Source organism: Brevundimonas sp. TWP1-3, from assembly GCF_049896085.1.
In the GTDB taxonomy this organism is placed as follows: domain Bacteria; phylum Pseudomonadota; class Alphaproteobacteria; order Caulobacterales; family Caulobacteraceae; genus Brevundimonas.
Map to the genome: position 1 here is coordinate 36375 of NZ_JAFCTP010000002.1, position 19074 is coordinate 55448.

Annotated in this window: 22 protein-coding genes and 2 riboswitches; of the genes, 15 read left to right on the forward strand and 7 right to left on the reverse strand. The window is 66.4% G+C overall.

The annotated features are described in order from the left end of the window. Positions 1-24: 24 nt before the first annotated feature. From lspA to ACP693_RS12165, 8 genes are all read left to right on the forward strand, one after another. Positions 25-531, forward strand: a complete 507-nt coding sequence (lspA, locus tag ACP693_RS12130) for a signal peptidase II (protein WP_426019732.1) — start codon at positions 25-27, stop codon at positions 529-531. Between the two features lie 71 nt (positions 532-602). Next, positions 603-1169 carry a DUF3035 domain-containing protein gene (locus tag ACP693_RS12135; protein ID WP_426019734.1) on the forward strand — a complete coding sequence of 189 codons (567 nt, stop codon included), beginning with the start codon at positions 603-605 and terminating at the stop codon, positions 1167-1169. Between the two features lie 75 nt (positions 1170-1244). After that, the gene (locus ACP693_RS12140; RefSeq protein ID WP_425984932.1) at positions 1245-1688 is read left to right on the forward strand and encodes a PaaI family thioesterase; all 444 of its coding nucleotides are present in this window, start codon (positions 1245-1247) and stop codon (positions 1686-1688) included. 109 nt (positions 1689-1797) lie between these two features. Continuing rightward, entirely contained in the window at positions 1798-2478 is a 681-nt protein-coding gene (locus tag ACP693_RS12145) for a Tat pathway signal sequence domain protein (RefSeq protein ID WP_426019736.1), read from the forward strand. Further along, the gene (gene argS, locus ACP693_RS12150; RefSeq protein WP_426019738.1) at positions 2479-4281 is read left to right on the forward strand and encodes an arginine--tRNA ligase; all 1803 of its coding nucleotides are present in this window, start codon (positions 2479-2481) and stop codon (positions 4279-4281) included. Between the two features lie 13 nt (positions 4282-4294). Beyond that, the gene (locus ACP693_RS12155) at positions 4295-5326 is read left to right on the forward strand and encodes an adenosine deaminase (RefSeq protein WP_426019740.1); all 1032 of its coding nucleotides are present in this window, start codon (positions 4295-4297) and stop codon (positions 5324-5326) included. Continuing rightward, complete coding sequence (locus ACP693_RS12160) at positions 5323-5643, forward strand: hypothetical protein (protein ID WP_426019742.1); 321 nt, start codon at positions 5323-5325, stop codon at positions 5641-5643. The genes ACP693_RS12155 and ACP693_RS12160 overlap by 4 nt, the downstream gene beginning before the upstream one ends. Before the next feature lie 42 nt (positions 5644-5685). After that, positions 5686-6987: a type VI secretion protein ImpB gene (locus ACP693_RS12165; protein ID WP_426019744.1), complete on the forward strand. Its 1302-nt coding sequence runs from the start codon at positions 5686-5688 to the stop codon at positions 6985-6987. Positions 6988-6993: 6 nt separating this feature from the next. On the opposite strand, the gene pncA is transcribed toward ACP693_RS12165, so the two are convergent. The 3 genes from pncA to ACP693_RS12180 form a co-directional block, all read right to left on the reverse strand. Next, positions 6994-7626: a bifunctional nicotinamidase/pyrazinamidase gene (gene pncA / locus ACP693_RS12170; protein ID WP_426019746.1), complete on the reverse strand. Its 633-nt coding sequence runs from the start codon at positions 7624-7626 to the stop codon at positions 6994-6996. Then, entirely contained in the window at positions 7626-8591 is a 966-nt protein-coding gene (locus ACP693_RS12175; RefSeq protein ID WP_426019748.1) for a class 1 fructose-bisphosphatase, read from the reverse strand. Before ACP693_RS12175 ends, pncA begins: the two co-directional genes overlap by 1 nt. A gap of 226 nt (positions 8592-8817) precedes the next feature. Then, complete coding sequence (locus ACP693_RS12180) at positions 8818-9855, reverse strand: alpha/beta hydrolase (RefSeq protein ID WP_426019750.1); 1038 nt, start codon at positions 9853-9855, stop codon at positions 8818-8820. A gap of 105 nt (positions 9856-9960) precedes the next feature. Beyond that, positions 9961-10058, forward strand: a riboswitch (glycine riboswitch). Positions 10059-10061: 3 nt separating this feature from the next. Then, positions 10062-10146, forward strand: a riboswitch (glycine riboswitch). A 55-nt stretch (positions 10147-10201) separates the two neighbouring features. On the opposite strand from ACP693_RS12180, the gene gcvT reads away from it, so the two are divergent. The 4 genes from gcvT to gcvPB all read left to right on the forward strand — a co-directional run bounded on the left by gcvT (position 10202) and on the right by gcvPB (position 14686). Further along, entirely contained in the window at positions 10202-11317 is a 1116-nt protein-coding gene (gene gcvT, locus ACP693_RS12185) for a glycine cleavage system aminomethyltransferase GcvT (protein ID WP_426019752.1), read from the forward strand. A 10-nt stretch (positions 11318-11327) separates the two neighbouring features. Next, entirely contained in the window at positions 11328-11693 is a 366-nt protein-coding gene (gene gcvH / locus ACP693_RS12190) for a glycine cleavage system protein GcvH (protein WP_426019754.1), read from the forward strand. A 65-nt stretch (positions 11694-11758) separates the two neighbouring features. Beyond that, complete coding sequence (gene gcvPA, locus ACP693_RS12195) at positions 11759-13105, forward strand: aminomethyl-transferring glycine dehydrogenase subunit GcvPA (RefSeq protein WP_426019756.1); 1347 nt, start codon at positions 11759-11761, stop codon at positions 13103-13105. 12 nt (positions 13106-13117) lie between these two features. Continuing rightward, positions 13118-14686: an aminomethyl-transferring glycine dehydrogenase subunit GcvPB gene (gcvPB, locus tag ACP693_RS12200; protein ID WP_426019758.1), complete on the forward strand. Its 1569-nt coding sequence runs from the start codon at positions 13118-13120 to the stop codon at positions 14684-14686. Between the two features lie 91 nt (positions 14687-14777). On the opposite strand, the gene ACP693_RS12205 is transcribed toward gcvPB, so the two are convergent. After that, positions 14778-15383 (reverse strand): TetR family transcriptional regulator, encoded by a 606-nt coding sequence (locus tag ACP693_RS12205; protein ID WP_426019760.1) that lies wholly within the window; start codon positions 15381-15383, stop codon positions 14778-14780. Between the two features lie 70 nt (positions 15384-15453). Here ACP693_RS12205 and ACP693_RS12210 point away from each other — a divergent pair, with 70 nt between their 5' ends. From ACP693_RS12210 to ACP693_RS12220, 3 genes are all read left to right on the forward strand, one after another. Next, positions 15454-16398: an oxidoreductase gene (locus ACP693_RS12210; protein ID WP_426019762.1), complete on the forward strand. Its 945-nt coding sequence runs from the start codon at positions 15454-15456 to the stop codon at positions 16396-16398. Between the two features lie 203 nt (positions 16399-16601). Next, entirely contained in the window at positions 16602-17006 is a 405-nt protein-coding gene (locus ACP693_RS12215) for a PGPGW domain-containing protein (RefSeq protein WP_245159446.1), read from the forward strand. A gap of 133 nt (positions 17007-17139) precedes the next feature. Further along, positions 17140-17610: a DUF6789 family protein gene (locus tag ACP693_RS12220; protein ID WP_426019764.1), complete on the forward strand. Its 471-nt coding sequence runs from the start codon at positions 17140-17142 to the stop codon at positions 17608-17610. Between the two features lie 76 nt (positions 17611-17686). On the opposite strand, the gene ACP693_RS12225 is transcribed toward ACP693_RS12220, so the two are convergent. The 3 genes from ACP693_RS12225 to ACP693_RS12235 form a co-directional block, all read right to left on the reverse strand. After that, the gene (locus ACP693_RS12225) at positions 17687-18202 is read right to left on the reverse strand and encodes a F0F1 ATP synthase subunit B (protein ID WP_346496269.1); all 516 of its coding nucleotides are present in this window, start codon (positions 18200-18202) and stop codon (positions 17687-17689) included. Then, complete coding sequence (locus ACP693_RS12230) at positions 18202-18774, reverse strand: hypothetical protein (RefSeq protein WP_426019766.1); 573 nt, start codon at positions 18772-18774, stop codon at positions 18202-18204. The genes ACP693_RS12225 and ACP693_RS12230 overlap by 1 nt, the downstream gene beginning before the upstream one ends. A gap of 68 nt (positions 18775-18842) precedes the next feature. Continuing rightward, the gene (locus ACP693_RS12235) at positions 18843-19067 is read right to left on the reverse strand and encodes a F0F1 ATP synthase subunit C (RefSeq protein WP_008261286.1); all 225 of its coding nucleotides are present in this window, start codon (positions 19065-19067) and stop codon (positions 18843-18845) included. Positions 19068-19074 lie beyond the last annotated feature (7 nt).

Consider the following 19074-nt stretch of genomic DNA (forward strand, 5'->3'; position numbering starts at 1 on the left):
GCCGCTTCCTGCTAACCGCGCCGCATGAAGATCACGCGCCTCGCCGTCACCGCCTATGTGTTCGCCCTTCTGATCATCGTCCTGGATCAGTTGACCAAGGCCTGGATAATCAGCGGCCTGATGCTGCAGGAGGTCGGGCGCGTCCCGGTCCTGCCGCCCATCCTGAACTTCAGCTGGGTCGAGAACACCGGCGTCAGCTTCGGCCTGTTCGGCGGCGGCGAGGCCCGTTGGGGCCTGGCCATCTTCTCCATCGTCGTCTCGGCGGGCCTGGCCTGGTGGGCGACCCAGTCGAACCGTCGCCTGCTGATCACCGCCATCGGTTTCGTGATGGGCGGGGCGCTGGGCAATGTGATCGACCGGATCCGCTTCGGCTATGTCGTCGACTTCATCGACTTCTCGGGCACGGGCGTCTTTCCCTGGGTGTTCAACGTCGCCGACAGCGCCATCACCATCGGCGTGGTCCTGCTGATTCTGGACAGCTTGGTGTCGGACAAACCCGCTAAGGTTGGCGTAGCCCCCGAAAAGTCGTAATCAACCCGTCTTCACTATGCCAACGGCGCTCTCGCAGCGCCTCGTGCATCAGCCGACCAGAGCCTGAAACCATGCGTATCCGCAGTGTCGCCGTCCTGACCCTCGTCGCCTCCTCCGCGCTTGCCGTTTCGGCCTGCGGCAGCCTGAAGCAGGGCATCGGCCTGACCAAGGTCGTGCCGGACGAGTTCGTCACCGTCTCCACCGCCCCGCTCAGCATTCCGCCCGAATACGGCCTGCGTCCGCCCGCACCGGGCCAGCCGCGCCCGCAGGAGCTGGCCCCCGAAAGCGCCGCGCGTCAGATCCTTCTGGGTCAGCGCCAGGCCGTCACCCGTACGCCGGGCGAGCAGGTCCTGGTGGCCCAGGCCGGCGGCGAACAGGCCGACCCTCTGGCCCGCTACGTCATCGACGACGAGTTCGGCGACCTGGCGCACAAGGACGAAAGCTTCGCCAACCGCCTGATGTTCTGGCGCAAGGACGACACCTCGACTCAGGCGCCCACCACGCGTCAGACCGCCGAAGGCCAACAGACCATCGACGCCACGACCGAGGCTGCGCGTCTGCAAGCCCTGACCGGCGGCCAGCAGGCCATCACGATCCAGCCGCGCCGCAGCGGCGGCTTCAAACTGCCCGGCCTGTAAGACAAGCAGAACGACGGACGCTTGCCACGGCGGCGTCCGTCCTTATTGTAAACGGACCTGACCGGAGCCGTTTGCATGACCGACACCCCAGACATCGCCGCCCTGTCCGGGGTGGAGCAGCTGCGCCTCGGCCTGACCGGCGGGATGATCGCCCCGATCGCGCGCACCGTCGGCTTCGAACTGACCGAGGTCGAGGAAGGCCGCGTCGTCTTCGAGGCCATCCCCACCACCGCCGTCTATAATCCGCTGGGCAGCGTCCATGGCGGCTGGATCGCCACCGTGCTGGATTCGGCCTGCGGCTGCGTCGTCCATTCGACGCTGCGGCCCGGCCAGACCTATACGACGCTGGAGTTGAAGACCGTTTTTCACAAGGCGCTGAGCGCGGGCACTCCGGTTCGGGCCGAGGGACGGATCGTCCAGACCGGCCGCCGCGCCGCCTTCTCCGAGGCCGATCTGCGCGGACTGGACGGCAAGCTTTATGCGACCGCGACATCCACATGCCTGATCATGGAGCGCTGAGAGGCAGCGAAGGTTTGCCGCGCCTCGCTTTAGCCGCTATCAGCGGCGAGCGTTGATGATCGGCCGCCGATCATCGTGCGCCCTCTCTCGCTGTCGGAAAAATAAGCTGATGCGTCGCGTGTTCACCGCCCTGGCCGCCCTCTCGATTGCGGCCTCCGTCCTGCCCGCCGCCGCACAGGCCCAAACCTCGCCCCGCGACCGTGGGGGGCAAGGCCAGCAGGCCTCGGGCGAAGAGGCCGCTCCCAGCCGCGCGCCGCGCATCGCCCCCTTGCGTCGCCGCGCCAACGCCGGCCCCTGCCCCTATGTGAAGATCCTCTACGACGCGGCCCGCTACGTCGAACTGGAGGGTGGTCGCGCCGCGATTTCCAACGTCGGCTACACCGGCGAGATCGAAGGCATCACCTCGGACTGCGAGTATCGCGAGGCCGATCCGATTCGCGTGGACATCGGCATGCTGTTCCAGCTGGGCCGCGGGCCTCAGGCGGCCAGCGACCAGCGCACCTATCGCTACTGGATCGCCGTGACCGAACGGAACAGCGCCATCCTGTCCAAGGAATATTTCGACCTGCCGGTGAACTTCGAAGGCCAGCGCACGGCCTCGGTCACCGAGGAACGCACCATCGTCATCCCGCGCGCCGGCGTGGACACCAGCGGCGGCAATTTCGAAATCCTGGTCGGTTTCGACGTCACGCCTGAAATGGCCGAGTTCAACCGCTCGGGCAGCCGCTTCCGCGTCAACGCCGGCGCGACGCCGGCCGCGCCCGCCCCTGCCGCCGCACCGAGCGAATAAATGGCTGATCTGAAGACCGTCCTCAGCGAAGCGGTCGCCGCCGCCTTCGCCGCCGAAGGCGTGGATGCGGCCCTGGCCCGCGTCACCCCGTCGGACCGCCCCGACCTGGCCGACTTCCAGTCGAACGGCGCCCTGGCCGCCGCCAAGGCGCTGAAGGCCAATCCGCGCGAACTGGCGGGCAAGATCGCCGACCGCCTGACCGCCGATCCGCGCTTTTCCTCCGTCGAGATAGCCGGGCCGGGCTTCATCAATCTGAAGCTCGCCGACGCGCTTCTGGCCGAACGGGCCGAAGAGGTCGCGGCCGACGCCGACCACGCCGGCGCCGCCGTCGTGGCCGATCCACGCAAGGTGGTGATCGACTTCGGCGGACCCAATGTCGCCAAGCCGATGCACGTCGGCCACCTGCGCAGCGCCATCATCGGCGAGAGCCTGAAGCGGCTGTTCCGCTTCCGAGGCGATCACGTCACTGGCGACGCCCACTTCGGCGACTGGGGCTTCCAGATGGGGCTGCTGATCACGGCCTGCGGCGACGAGGGTGTCGCGGACGCCTTCATGGCGGAGGGCGACGGCCCCTTCCCGGCCGACAGTCCGGTAACGCTGGCCGACCTGGACCGGCTGTATCCGTTGGCCGCCGGCAAGGCCAAGGAAGACCCCGCCTTCCGCGACCGCGCCCGCAAGGCGACGGCGGAACTGCAGAACGGCCGGCCCGGCTATCGCGCCCTGTGGGCCCATTTCGTGGCCGTCAGCCGCGAGGCGCTGAAGCGTGAATACGGCGATCTGTCGGTCGATTTCGACCTGTGGAACGGCGAAAGCGACGCCGATCCGCAGATGCCCGAAATGCTGGCGCACCTGAAAGAGACTGGCCTGCTGGTCGAGGACGACGGCGCCCAGGTGGTGCATGTCGCCAAGCCGGGCGAGACCCGCAAGAAGAAGCTGGCCGACGGTTCGGTGATCGAGGCCCCGTCGCCCCAGCCCCTGTTGGTGATCAGCTCGGAAGGCTCGGCCATGTACGGCACGACCGACCTGGCGACGATCCTGGACCGCAAGAAGGCCCTGTCGCCGGACCTGGCCCTGTATGTCGTGGACGAACGTCAGGCCGAGCATTTCGAGCAGGTGTTCCGCGCCGCCTATCTGGCGGGTTACGCCGCCGAGGGATCGCTGGAGCATCTGGGCTTCGGCACCATGAACGGCCAGGACGGCAAGCCGTTCAAGACCCGCGCGGGCGGGGTGCTGAAGCTGCGCGACCTGATCGACCAGGCGACGGACAAGGCGCGCGAGCGTCTGCACGAGGCCAAGCTGGGCGACGACCTGTTGCCGGCCGAGTTCGAGGCCATCGCCCACAAGGTGGCCATCGCCGCCCTCAAGTTCGCCGACCTGTCGAACGCACGCACCACCAGCTACGTCTTCGACCTGGACCGGTTCATGAGCTTCGAGGGCAAGACCGGGCCGTATCTTCTGTACCAGTCGGTCCGCATCAAATCCCTGCTGCGCAAGGGCGCCGAACAGGGACTGACGCCGGGCGCCATCGTCATCGCCGAACCGGCCGAACGCGATCTGGCCTTGACGCTGGACGCCTTCTCGACCGCCGTGTCCGACGCCTACGACAAGCGGATGCCGCACCTCGTGGCCGAACATGCCTATCGCGTGGCGCAGTCCTTCTCGAAATTCTACGCCGCCTGCCCGGTGCTGATCGCGCCGGACGAGGCGACGAAGCGTTCGCGTTTGGCCCTGTCGGCCGCAGCGCTCAACCAGCTGGAAATCGCGCTGAACCTGCTGGGAATCGACACGCCGGAGCGGATGTAGGTTAGACTGGGCGATGTCCTCCCGGAGATCGCCCATGTCGCTCGACGCCTATATCGCCGGCCTGCCCAAGGCTGAACTGCACCTGCACATCGAAGGCTCGCTGGAGCCGGAGCTGATGTTCGAACTGGCGCAGCGCAATGGCGTCGCCATTCCCTATGACAGCGTCGAGGCGGTGCGGGCGGCCTATGATTTCTCGAATCTGCAGGACTTTCTGGACATCTATTACGCCGGGGCGGCCGTGCTGCTGACGCGCAAGGATTTCGAGGATCTCGCCTTCGCCTATTTCCAGCGGGCGGGCGCCGACAACGTGCGCCACGCCGAGATATTCTTCGATCCCCAGACCCATACGGACCGGGGCGTGCCCTTCGGCGTGGTGGTCGAGGGGCTGATCGCGGGGATGGACCGGGCCAAGGCGGAACTGGGCGTCAGCAGCGGCCTGATCCTCAGCTTCCTGCGCCATCTGACCGAGGACGAGGCGTTCGCGACCCTGGAGGCGGCCAAGCCCTATCTGCATCATTTCATCGGGGTGGGGCTGGATTCATCGGAGGTCGGCCATCCGCCGTCCAAGTTCCAGCGCGTCTTCGCCGCCGCGCGTGAGCTGGGCCTGAAACTGTGCGCCCATGCCGGCGAGGAAGGCCCGCCCGCCTATGTGCATGAAGCGCTGGACCTGCTGCACATCGACCGGATGGACCACGGCAATCGCTCCATGGAGGACGAGGCCCTGATCGAGCGGCTGGCGCGCGAGCAGATGACCCTGACAGTCTGCCCCCTGTCGAACCTGAAACTGTGTGTCGTCGACGACCTGAAGGATCATCCCGTGCCCGAGATGCTGCGCCGGGGCCTGCACGTCACCCTGAACTCGGACGATCCGTCCTATTTCGGCGGATACGTGAACGACAACTACAGCCGGTTGGCGGCGGCGGTCGGCCTGACGAAGGATCAGGTGACGCTGCTGGCGCGGAACAGTTTCGAAGGGTCGTTCCTGGGCGAGGCGGAGAAGGCGGAGCGGATCGCAGAGGTGGAGGCCTACGCGCAGCGCCAATGACAATCATCCAAGTCACGCTGTCCATTGGTCTATGGTTGAGCATGGCGACCGGTCTGTTGGCTGCGCTTGGGGCCCATTTGGCCGCCGATCACAGCAAACGAAACGGGATCGTCTCAAAACGTACGTCGGACTTTTTCGACTTCTCCAAGGACGTCTTCTACTTCGGCATTGGGCCGTCGTTTCATGCCATTTTTTCGGATGTGCATCGTCGCTATGAAAGCCGCTTCATAACGCGCTGCATCTATGCGGCGAGGACGGGGTTTGTGCTGGTTCCAATCTTTGCTGTCGCGCTTGTAATAAGCGCCTTCTTACACTGAAGCTCACTTCCAACACGCCAATGTTCCTGCTATGTTCCTATCATGGAGCAGGCTAACGAAGACAGCGCGGGCCTACGCTGGCTGTTCGTCGATCTGAACGCCTTCTTCGCCAGCGTAGAGCAGCAGATGAACCCGGACTGGCAGGGCAAGCCCGTCATCGTCCGGCCGGCGATCAGCGAATACACCGGCGCCATCGCCGCCAGCTATGAAAGCAAGGCCTGGGGCGTCCATACCGGGATGCGGGTGTCGGAGGCGCGCAAGCTGTGCCCCGGCCTGATCGTCGCCGAGGCGCGGCCGGACCTCTATGTCGCGGTCCACAAGAAGATCATGGCCGAGATCGACCGCCATGTGCCGGTGTGGAAGGTCGGCTCCATCGACGAATGTTCGTGCGAGCTGCTCGGCCCGGAGCGTCAGGAAGCGAACGCCGTCGCCCTGGCCCGGCGAATTCAGGCAGGCATCCTGGAGAATGTCGGCGACTGTCTGCGGTCGTCCGTCGGGCTGGCGCCGTCGCGGTTTCTGGCCAAGACCGCCTGCGGCATGAAAAAGCCCGCCGGGCTGACGATCCTGAGGGCGAACGAACTGCCCCGCCCGCTGCTGGATCTGCCGCTGTCGAAATATCCGGGCATAGGATCGCGTATGCGACTTCGGCTGGAGGCGGCGGGCGTCACGGACACCGCCGGCCTGTGGGCCATGAGCGCCCGGCAGGCGCGCGCGGTCTGGAACAGCATCGAGGGCGAACGCATCTGGCGCGGCCTGCATGGCCTGGACAGCGAGCCGACGCCGGAGAAGCCGCCCGCCTCGATCAGCCACAGCCACGTCCTGGCCCAGGCGATGCGAACGCCGGACAAGGCGCGCGCCGTGGCGCGGCGGCTGGTGGTCAAATGCGGGGCGCGGTTGCGGCGTATGGGACTAACGGGGGCGAGCCTGACCCTGCATCTGGACATGGGACCGAAGGCGACGCCCAGAAGCGGCCGGCGTGGCTGGGAGACGGCGGCTATGAGTTGCCCCGTCGCGCCGACGCAGGACACCTTCGCGCTGCTGATCGCGCTGGACGGCCTGTGGCGCAAGGTGGAGCCTGAGCTGGAAGCCGGACGGCTGAGTTATGTCGGGGTCGGGGTTCACGGGCTGAAATCCCGCGACGCCTTCGAAACGGACCTGTTCGACACCGGGCCGGACCAGGGCGGCGAGGCCCCGTCCCTGCGCCTGTCCCAGGCGCTGGATGCGCTCAATCGCCGCTATGGCAAGGACACCGTCAGCATCGGCCCCAAGGCGGGCCTGCCCGAATTCATCGGCGCCAAGATCGCCTTCACCCGCATCCCGGAGGCGGAGGATTTCTGGGAGTGAGCCGCTCTATCCCAGCAGGGCCCCGGCCATGATCTCCACCACGCCCAGCGCCCGGAAACTTTCGCGCGCCGTCGCCTCGGTCTGTGCCGCGATGGCCCGGCTGGCGTCAGAGATGACCACGGCCTCGAACCCTTGCCGCACCGCGTCCTCCGCGGTGAAGCGGACGCAGTAGTCGAAGGCTAGGCCCGCCAGGAAGACGCGGGTCACGCCGATCTCGCGCAGCAGGCCGGCCAGGCCGGTCGCCGTGCGATGGTCGTTTTCAAAGAAGCCGGAATAGGAATCGACCGCCGGGTTGTAGCCCTTGCGGACCACGGCCAGGGCATTCTCGACCGTCGGCGCGACGTCGGGATGGAAGTCGGCGCCGGCTGAGCCCTGAATACAATGATCCGGCCACAGCATCTGGCGGCCGTAGGCGACCTCGATCTCGGTGAAGGGGGCCGCGCCGGGGTGGTTGGAGGCGAAGCTGATCTGATCCGGCGTGTGCCAGTCCTGGGTCAGGATCACGCGGGTGAACCGTTCGGCCAGCCGGTTGATCAGCGGCATGATCCCCGCCCCTCCTGCGACCGCTAAAGCGCCGCCCTCGCAGAAGTCGTTCTGCGGGTCGATGACCAGCAGGGCGTCAGTGGGCCGGATGTCCATCAAACGCCCGCGTAGGCGTCGATCTCGTTGGCCGAGCCCAGGGCCACGGGGATGCGCTGGTGCAGGTGCTCGGGCTGGATGTCCAGGATGGGCTGCACCCCGTCCGTCGTCGCCTTACCCCCGGCCTGTTCGACCAGGAAGGCCATCGGATTGCCCTCGTACATCAGACGCAGCTTTCCGGGCTTGTTCGGCTCGCGCTTGTCCCACGGATAGAGGAAGACCCCGCCGCGCATCAGGATGCGGTGGACGTCGGCGACCATGGCCGCGACCCAGCGCATATTGAAGTTCTTGCCGCGCGGACCGTCCTCGCCCTTCAACAGGTTGCCGACATAGGTCTGCACCGGCTCGGACCAGTGGCGCAGGTTCGACATGTTGATGGCGAACTCCTTGGTGTCCGGCGATATGGCGATGGCGTCGTGGGTCAAGATCCAGTCGCCGTCGTTCGACAGGGTGAAGCCCTTCACCCCGGCGCCGGTGGTCAGGACCAGCATGGTCTGGGGACCGTAGAGGGCATAGAGGGCCGCGACCTGATTGCGGCCCGGCTGCATGAAATCGGCCTCGGTCGGCGAAGGCGTGGCGGACTTCAGCACCGAGATAATGGTGCCGACCATGGCGTTGATGTCGATGTTGGACGAGCCGTCCAGCGGGTCGAACAGCGCGAGGTATTCACCGGTCGAATGGGACGCCGGCTGGACCTCGTCCATCTCTTCCGAGGCGACGCCGGCGACGGCGGGGCTGGCCAGAAGGGCGTCGGTCAGCATGTCGTTGGTCATTACGTCGAGCTTCTTCTGCTCCTCGTCCTGGACGTTGATCTGGCCCGAAGCGCCCAGGGCGCCGGCCAGGGCGCCGCCGGCCACGACCTTGCTGATGTCCGCACAGGTGGCGGCGACGACGGTCAAGACCGTCTTCAGACCCTCGGGCGCGTCCAGGGCGGCGATATGGGCGTCGAGGCGGGTGCGGGTCATGCGGTCGATCCGGTTCTGGGCGTTGCGCCGTTCTTGGCGGGCGAGACGCGCCACCGCAAGACAGAAACCCTCTCCCATTGGGAGAGGGCTTGAGCCTCGGAGAGCCGCAGGCGATACGCAAGGCGAAAGGATGAGGGTCGGATGGTGCGAATTGGCCCGCCACCCGGCCCTCATCCGGCCCTCATCCGGCCCTTCGGGCCACCTTCTCCCAAAGGGAGAAGGGATGTTAAATCGGCAGGATCGCCGTGCCGAACGCGCGCTTCAACTCATGTGCGGCGAAGGTCTGGGCCGCAGCCGCGTCCGGCACGACCGTCGCCATGCCGAAGAACTCGTGCGTCGAACCGTGGAAGGTCTTGTGGCGCACATCCACGCCAGCCTGTTCCAGCTTTTCGGCCAGCAATTCGCCCTCCGAACGCAGGGGGTCGATATCGGCGCAGATGACCGTCGAGGACGGCAGGCCGGTCAGGTTCGCTTTTTCGACGATGTTGATGCGCGGATCCTGGGCGTCGGCCTCGCTGGCGAAGATGTGCTTCACGAACCACTTCATCATCGGCTTGTTCAGCGGCTTGGCGTCGGCGTTCTCGACGTAGGACTCATTGTCCATGTCCACCCCGGCGACCGGATAGACCAGCACCTGATGTTTCGGCGCCGGCAGGCCGGCGTCGCGCGCCATCATGGAAACGCCGATGGCCAGGTTGCCGCCGGCGCTTTCGCCCATAACCGCCACCTTCTGCGGGTCGCCATTGAAGGTCTGGGCGTTTTCCAGCACCCAGCGATAGGCGGCCAGGGCATCGTCGTGGGCGGCGGGGAAGTGGTGTTCAGGGGCTTGGCGATAGTGGACCGAGACCACGATCACATCGGCCATCTTGGATACGCCGCGCGGGCCGCCGTCATAGACGTCAAGATCGGCGATCACGAAGCCGCCGCCGTGGAAATAGACCACGACCGGATGCAGCTTGTCCTCGGAATGGTCGTGCGGTTTGTAGATGCGCGCCTGGATCGGGCCGGCGGCGCCGGGAATGGTGATGTCGCTGGTCTTGACGCCCATGTCGTCGCTGGGGTCCTTGCCGTCATTGCGCAACAGGGATTTCACGGCGTCGGTCGGGGTCGGTTGCTGGCGGGCCTCTTCCGGCGACAGGGTCTCGATCGGCTTGCCGCCGAGCGACGCCAGTTCGTCCAGCACCTTCTGCATCGGGCCGTCGGCCTTGGCGGGGGTGTCACGCGGCTTGTCGTTGTCGCCGAACAGCTTGTCTATAATCGACATTTTGGGATTCCTGGGTTTCGAACGGGGGCTCTTGACGACAACCCGCCCCACGCATCCTTGTTCCCCGACCGCTTGACTTGGGGCCGGAGTCGATGCCTTAGGTCGAGCGCTCTCGCGGGAGAGTTCGGAGTCTGGAAACAGGCCTCGACGCCGAAGGCGCAACCGCCCCGGAAACGCTCAGGCAAACGGACCGCGAAGCATACGGACGCTGGAAAGTCGCCCATTCGGGCGCGCCGACGGAGCAAGGCGACATGATTTGGTCGCCGGAATCTCTCAGGCTTCAGGACAGCGGGGGCGCGAAGACGGCGGAGCTCCGCCACCAAACGCGACCGTGAAAGCCTGAACCATGACCGACCAAGCCCTGAAGACCACGCCCCTGAACGCCGCGCACCGCGCGCTGGGGGCCCGCATGGTGGGTTTCGGCGGCTATGACATGCCGGTCCAGTATGAGGGCGTCCTGGCCGAACATCGCTGGACCCGCGAACACGCCGGCCTGTTCGACGTGTCCCACATGGGCCAGTGCAAGATCACCGGCGCCGACGCGACCGCCCAGTTCGAGCGGTTCGTGCCCGGCGACTATGCGATCCTGAAGGCCGGCAAACAGAAATATTCGCTGCTGCTGAACAAGGACGGCGGGATCATCGACGACCTGATGGCGGGCCGCCCCGACCACGACGGCCTGTTCGTCGTCGTCAACGCCGGCAACAAGGACGAGGACTTCGCCTTCTGGCAGGCGAACCTTGAAGGCGACGCCAAGCTGACCGTGCTGGACCGCGCCCTGATCGCCATCCAGGGGCCGGAAGCCGCCGAAGTCATGGCCGCGCATGAGCCGATCCTGGCCGAGATGGGCTTCATGGAATGCGCCCGGCTGATGCTGTTCGGCGTCGACTGCTACGTCTCGCGTTCGGGCTATACCGGCGAGGACGGCTATGAGATTTCGGTGCCGGCGGATCAGGCCGAGCGCGTCTGGAACACCATCCTGGAAGACGCCCGCGTCAAGCCGATCGGCCTGGGCGCGCGCGACAGCCTGCGCCTGGAAGCCGGCCTGCCGCTTCACGGCCATGACATCGACCCGACGACCTCGCCGGTGGAAGGCGCGCTGACCTTCGCCCTGTCCAAGTCGCGCAAGGAGCGCGCCGACTTCAACGGCGCCGACCGCATCCTGAAGGAATTGGCCGATACGCCCACGCGCGTCCGCGTCGGCCTGATCGTCAAGGAAGGCGCCCCGGCCCGCGAAGGCGCCGAGATCGCCGACATGGACGGTAACGTCATCGGCAAGGTCACCTCGGGCGGCCCCTCCCCCACCCTGGGCAAGAACATCGCCATGGGCTTCGTGCCGCCGGCCTATGCCGCGCTGGGCACGGACCTGAAGGTCGTCGTGCGCGGCAAGACTGCCGCCGCCGAAGTCGTCGCCATGCCCTTCGTGGCGCAACGCTATTACCGCAAACCGAAGACCGTCTGAGGATCAGATCATGAAGTTCACCAAGGATCACGAGTGGGTCAGCCTGGACGGCGACATCGCCACCGTGGGTATTTCCAAACACGCAGCCGACGCCCTGGGCGACGTGGTGTTCGTGGAAGTGCCTGAAATCGGCAAGACCGTCGCCAAGGGCGCCAGCTTCGCCGTGGTCGAAAGCGTCAAGGCCGCCTCGGACGTCTACGCCCCCGTCTCGGGCGAAGTGGTCGAGGCCAACGACGCTCTGTCGACCGCGCCGGAAACCGTCAACTCGGCCCCGGAAGCGGACGGCTGGTTCGCCAAGATCAAGGTGTCGGACGCTGCCGAACTGGACGCCCTGATGGACCAGGCCGCCTACGACGCCTTCCTCGCCACTCTCTAAGACCCATCGGACCCTCTGATTAAAAGTCAGAGGGTCTTCGGCCTTTCACGGCCCAGGACAAGACCATGCGTTATCTCCCCCTGACGCCCGACGACCGCACGGCGATGCTCGCCGCCATCGGCGCGAAATCGATCGACGACCTGTTCGTGGACGTGCCCGAGGCGGCGCGGCTGGACGGGCCGGTGGACCTGCCCCGCGTGGCCGGCGAGATGGAGGTCGAACGCGCCCTGTCCGCCATGGCGGCCAAGAACGCCACGGCCGGCGCCGTGCCCTTCTTCTGCGGCGCAGGGGCCTACAAGCACCACGTCCCGGCGACGGTGGATCACGTGATCCAACGGTCCGAGTTCCTGACCAGTTACACCCCCTATCAGCCGGAAATCGCCCAGGGCACGCTGCAATATCTGTACGAGTTCCAGACCCAGGTCGCGAACCTGACTGGCATGCCGGTGGCCAACGCGTCCCTCTATGACGGTTCGACCGCCATGGCCGAGGGTGTGCTGATGGCGACCCGCGTGACCCGCCGCAACAAGGCGGTGATCAGCGGCGGCGTCCACCCCCACTACGTCAAGGCGACCGAGACCGTGGTCCACGCCGTCGGCGTCGAGACGCAGGTTCTGGCGCCCGCTGTGGACGCCGAGGCCGCCGTAATCGATCAGATCGGTCCGGATACAGCCTGCGTCGTAGTTCAAACTCCGAACGTCTTCGGCACGGCGACGGATGTCACCAAGATCGCCGAGGCCGCCCACGCCGCCGGCGCCCTGCTGATCGTCGTGGTCACGGAGGCGGTGTCGATGGGCCTGCTGAAGTCGCCCGGCGAGATGGGCGCGGACATCGTCGCGGCCGAGGGCCAGTCGATCGGCAACGCGCTGAACTTCGGCGGTCCCTATGTCGGACTGTTCGCCACCCGCGAGAAGCTGATCCGCCAGATGCCCGGCCGATTGACCGGCGAGACGGTGGACGCCGACGGCGAGCGCGGCTTCGTCCTGACCCTGTCGACGCGGGAACAGCATATCCGGCGCGACAAGGCGACGTCGAATATCTGCACCAATTCCGGCCTCTGCACCCTGGCCTTCACCATTCACATGAGCCTGCTGGGCGAGACGGGCCTGCGCAAACTGGCCCTGCTGAACCACGAAAAGGCCGTCGCCACGCGCGACGCCCTGGCGGCCATTCCGGGCGTCGAAATCCTGACCTCGCGCTTCTTCAACGAGTTCGCGGTGCGCCTGCCCAAGAACGCGGCCGAGGTCGTCGATACGCTCGCCGGGCATCATCTGCTGGCAGGCGTGCCCTACAGCCGCCTGGCGCCCGCCGCCGGCATGGACGACGTCCTGCTGGTCGCCGCGACCGAAACCACCCTGGATGCAGACATCCGGATCCTGGCCAAAGCGCTTACCCAAGTCCTCGGCGCCTAAGGGATACTGACCATGAGCACCATGAACACTGTCGGCCGCCCGACCGCCCCGAACCAAATCCAGACCAAGCCCGCCACCCTGACCGGCGGCCGCGGTCTCCTGCAAAATGAAGCCCTGATCTTCGAGGGCGACGGCTGGGGCAAGACCGGCGTCGATCTGCCGGAACCCAAGACCGATGGATCCGACCTGGGCGACCTGGTCCGCAAGGATCCGATCGGCCTGCCCGGCTTGTCCGAGCCCGAGGCCATGCGCCACTATGTGCGCCTATCGCAAAAGAACCACGCCATCGACCTGGCCATCTATCCGCTGGGCTCGTGCACGATGAAGCACAACCCGCGCCTGAACGAGAAGATGGCGCGCCTGGCCGGCTTCTCGGACATCCACCCGCTGCAACCGATCTCGACGGTACAGGGCGCGCTGGAGCTGATGGATACGCTGGCCCACTGGCTGAAGACCCTGACCGGCATGCCCGCCGTCGCCCTGTCTCCGAAAGCCGGCGCCCACGGCGAACTGTGCGGCCTGATGACCATCCGCGCCGCGCACGAGGCCTCGGGCCAGCATGAGAAGCGCCGCAAGGTGCTGGTGCCCACCAGCGCCCACGGCACCAACCCGGCCACGGCCGCCTTCGTCGGCTACACTGTCGTCGAGGTCGCCCAGACCGAAGACGGCCGCGTGGACGTGGCGGACCTGGCGTCCAAGCTGGGCGACGACGTCGCCGCCATCATGGTGACCAATCCCAACACCTGCGGCCTGTTCGAGCACGACATCCTGGAGATCAGCCGCCTGACGCATGAAGCCGGCGCCTATTTCTACTGCGACGGCGCCAACTTCAACGCCATCGTCGGCCGGGTGCGTCCGGGCGATCTGGGCGTCGACGCCATGCACATCAACCTGCACAAGACCTTCTCGACGCCGCACGGCGGCGGCGGGCCGGGCGCGGGTCCGGTGGTGCTGTCGGAGGCCCTGGCGCCCTTCGCGCCGGCTCCGTGGGTCGTGCATGACGACAACGGCTATCGCCTGATCGAGCGCGAGGAAGACGAGGCCGTCCAGGCCTTCGGTCGCCTGTGCGCCTTCCAGGGCCAGATGGGCATGTATGTGCGCGCCCTGTCCTACATGATGAGCCACGGCGCAGACGGCCTGCGTCAGGTGGCCGAGGATGCGGTCCTGAACGCCAACTACATCAAGGCCCGCCTGTCGGACCTGATGTCGGCGGCCTTCCCCGACGGCCCCTGCATGCACGAGGCCCTGTTCGACGACGAATGGCTGAAGGGCACGGACATCACCACGCTGGACTTCGCCAAGGCGATGATCGACGAGGGCTTCCACCCGATGACCATGTATTTCCCCCTGGTCGTCCACGGCGCCATGCTGATCGAGCCGACGGAAACCGAGTCCAAGGCCGAACTGGATCGCTTCATCCACGCCATGCGTCTGTTGGCGCAAGCCGCGAAGGCCGGCGACGTTGACCGCTTCAAGGGCGCCCCCTTCCACGCCCCGCTGAAGCGCCTGGACGAAACCCGCGCCGCCCGCTCGCCGGTTCTGCGCTGGTCGGCCCCGGCAGGCTCGAACCAGGCGGCGTAAAGCCGACACCCCTAAGTCCCGTCATTCTAGGGCTTGTCCCTAGGATGACGGCCATAGGAAGAATGATGGGGCTTTCGTAGCCCCGAAATCCCTAGCCCGCCGCCCGTCTCAGCGCCGCGAAGGCTGCGCGGCCAAACGTCTCGGGCGGCGCATCGGGGTGGGCCAGCCAGGCGTCCAGGGACAGCTTCATGATGCTGACCGCCGTCCCGGCGACGACGCGGCAGGCGATGTCGTCGGACGCCAGGCCTTTGCGCGCCGCTAGCGCCCCAGCCAGCAGCCGCTCGACCTGTTCGTATTTCGCCTGGTCACCCGCCCTGAGCGAGGGTGTGCCGTGGATCAGGACGGCCACCGCCTTGGTCTCTTCTGACTGAGGTTGCTGGGCCAGATCGATCAGGGCGTTCTCCACCATGTCCAGCAGGGGTTCGTCCGCCGGTCGTGCGGCGATGGCGTCCGCGACCATTTGCGGAAACCCAGCCTTGGCCGAAAAGACGATCTCCTCCTTGGATCCGAAATAGTTCAGCAGGGTTCGTCGCGATACGTCCGCCGCCTGCGCCACATCGTCCAAGGTCGTCGCCTCGAACCCCCTGTCGAGGAACAGACGCATGCCCTCGGCCTGGATACGGGCGTGCGTCTCCAGCCGTTTGCGCTCACGCAGGCCTTGATCGTTGACGGAAATCTTTTCTTGCACTTCTTGCATATTTGCACCGGATGCAGATATGCAAGCCGGAACCCTTGGAGACAACATGTTTCAGCGACAGGATAGCGAAATGACGACCTGGACCACAGACGATATTCCCGACCAGAGCGGCAAGCTTGTCATGATTACAGGCGCGACCGGCGGTCTGGGCCTGGAAACCGCCCTCGTACTGGCCGCAAAAGGCGCCGAAGTGGTGCTGGCCGCCCGCAATCCAACCAAGGGGGCCGAGGCCGAGCGGCTGATCCGCGCACGACATCCCGGCGCCGACGTGAGGTTCGACCTGCTGGACCTGGGCGACCTGTCGTCCATCTCCGCCTTCGCAGACCGTCATCTGACGGCGGGACGGCCCATCGACATCCTGATCAACAACGCCGGCGTCATGGCCCTGCCGACGCGGCAGGTCACGACCGATGGCTTCGAGATGCAGTTCGGCACAAACTACCTGTCGCATTTCGCCCTTACGGGACGGCTGCTGCCCCTGCTCAGCGCAACCGATTCCAGGTCAGAGGGGGCGCGCGTGGTGCAACTGTCCAGCATCGCCCACAGAGGCGGGCGCATCCGCCTCGACGATCTGAATTACGAAAAGACGGCCTACAAGCCATGGCCGGTCTATCAGCAGTCCAAGCTGGCCATGCTGATGTTCGCCATCGAGCTGGACCGGCGCAGCCAGGCGCAGGGCTGGAAGCTGACCAGCGCGGCGGCCCACCCCGGCTTCGCACGAACCGACCTGATCGCCAATGGTCCGGCCCAGTCGGGCGCGGGCGGATTGATGATGGCGGCGGGGCGACTGCTTCAGCCCTTCATCAGCCATTCCGCCGCAGACGGCGCCCTGCCGACGCTGCTGGCCGCCACGGGGCCCACCGTGAAGGGGGGCGACTACTATGGACCGCAACGCGTCATGGAGATGAAGGGACCGCCGGGCTCCGCCGAGATCAAGCCCCAGGCCCAGGACGCCGAGGTCGCACAACTGCTCTGGGCGGAATCCGAGCGTCTGACCGGCGTCCGCTACGGCTGATCCGTGTCGCATCGGCAACAGCCGGCGAACGACTGCGGTTCATGACCAAAGCGTCATTCAGCGGACACCGATCCGCCATCGACGCAGAGCCTTAAGAGGTTTGTGGCAAGGTCGTCACGGTCGCCTTTTCCTTTCCCGACGAGGGATCGTGCGCCCGTGACGACCGTTGTCATGACGACCTCCCCTCCCCATCTGGCGTATTCGTGACCTCCCTCTCCGTTCTCCTCGCACAGCCTTCAAAACCGCGCAGCCGCACGCTGCGTCTGGTGAAACGCTGGGCGCTGATGATCGGCGGCCTGTTCGTGGTGCTGCTGGGGATTCTGATCGCGCCCCTGCCGGGTCCCGGCGGGATTCCGGTCATTGCTGTCGGCCTGATGCTGATCCTGAAGAGCTCGTTCTGGGCCAAGCGTCAGTTCATTCGCGCCCAGTACGCCCGCCCCAAATGGGTCTATCCCTTCCGTCGCTTGATGCGGAAGAAGCCGGAGTTCGCTCCGGTCTTCTGGCAACAGGCGTTGCGTGCCGAAAAGGTCGTGACCAAGCGATCCGGTCGTCGCCTGTCGCGCGGCCGCAAACAGGTGCGGCGCTATTTCCGCAAGCTGTTCCGCTAGTTAGCCGATATTATTGCGGTTGCGTTGCTGCAACCGCTAACCACGGCAACGTGAACGCAGTCCTCCCCCCGTCAGGCGTATCCTGTCTGCGCGTTATCAGAGAACCACTCATGCGTTGGGAGGCGCTAAGGTCATGATGTCACGCGTACAAAAGGGTCTGATCGCCGGGTTTGCGGCGACCATGGCCGTATCCTTGCTCGAAATACCCAATCTGTTCCTCAACTGGTTCGATCCCTTCCAGGGGGTCATCGCAAGCATGTTGGGCATGCCGGGAAACCTCGCCGTCGGGTGGGTGGTTCACGTCATCAGCGGCGTGCTCATCCTGGGGCCGCTGTTCGCCATCCTGTGTCCCCGACTGCCGACCGACACGCCCGAGACCAAGGGCATCGTCTTCGCCGTCGGCGCCTGGGTGCTGATGATGGCGGTGATCGTCATGTTCGGAAACTACCGGACCTTCACGGCCGGCTCCGGCTTCGGCACCTTCGCCTGGCTGCTGATCACCCACGCCGTGTTCGGCATTGTGCTGGGCAATGTCTATGCCCGGCTGGTGGCGCGCGACAAACGTTTGGGCGCCACGATCATCGGCGGCGCACACGCTCACTGATCGCGGCTTGACCGCCCAAGAAAAAGGCCCCCGACGGCGACGTCGGGGGCCTTGTTTCATTCAGCGTGAGTGCGGATCAGTTCAGGCGATCGCCGATCTGGGCGATGGCGCTGTCCAGCAGCGGATCCTTGGCGCCGCTGGCGATGCGGGCGGTCAGGATCTGTTCGGCGGTCTTGGCGGCCAGGTCGGCGGCGGCGGCCTTGACCTCGGCGGAGGCCTGGGCCTCGGCCTGGGCGATGCGGGTCTCGGCCATCTTCTGGCGACGGGCCAGGGTCTCTTCCAGCTTGGCCTTGGTCTCGACTTCCAGACGACGGGCGTCGGCTTCCGCCTGGGCCATCATCTCGGCGGCCTGGGCCTCGGCCTCGGCCTTTTCCTTGCGGATCTGGACCAGCAGGGCCTCGGCCTCGGCGCGCAGGCGAGCGGCCTCATCCAGGTCCGCCTGGATCTTGGCGGCCTTGGCGTCTAGGGCCTTGGCGGCGATCTTGGGCACGCCGGCGGCGACCAGGATGCCGAAGAACAGGATCAGGCCGATGCCGACCCAGATCTCCGCATTGGCGAAGCTCCAGATGCCGTGTTCGAAGATCAGGTTCATCAGGCGGCTCCCTTGACGGCGGCCAGCTCGGCTGCGGTCGCGGCCTTGCCGGTCAGACGCTCGACCATGGCGGCGGTCGTGTCGGAGGCGATGGTGGAGACATTGGCCATGGCGGCGTCGCGCGTCTTGCCGATGGAGGCCTCGGCCTCGGCGATGCGAACGTTGACGATCGCTTCTTCCGCAGCCTGGCGGGCGTTGGCGTCCTCGGTCACGCGCGCCTTGGCGGCGGCGGCCATCGAACGGGCGTCGGCGCGGGCCTTGGCGACTTCGGCCTGAGCGAGAGCGGCCTGTTCGGCGGCCTCGGCCTGGACCTGACGCGCGGTGGCGACGGCGGTGGAAATGGTGTCGGCCCGTTCGTCCATCACCTTGCGAAGGCGCGGCGCGAAGACCTTGGAGACCAGCAGGTACAGGACGACGAACAGGATCAGCAGATAGCCGATCTGGCCCGCCCAGTGCTCGAACTGGAATTGCGGCAGGCCGCCCGAGCCGTGCTCGGCGGCGGTCGCCGTCTCGGCGTGCAGGTCCGCTTCGACCGAAGCCAGGACTGCATGGTTGGATTGGGTGCTGGCCATGAACCGTCTACTGCAGGATCAGATGAAGCGGCGCGCGGGCGAACCCCGCGCGCCGTAATCGGCTGATATCAGCCGAAGATCATCAGGATGCCGAGCACGAAGGCCAGGATGCCCAGGGCTTCGGCAAGGGCGGCGCCCACGAACAGGTTGCCGACTTGGCCGGCGGCGGCCGACGGGTTGCGCAGGGCGCCGGCCAGGAACTGACCGAAGATGTTGCCCACGCCCAGGGCCGAACCGATCATGCCCAGGGTTGCGAGACCGGCACCGATGTACTTGGCGGCTTCAGCGTCCATGATTGTA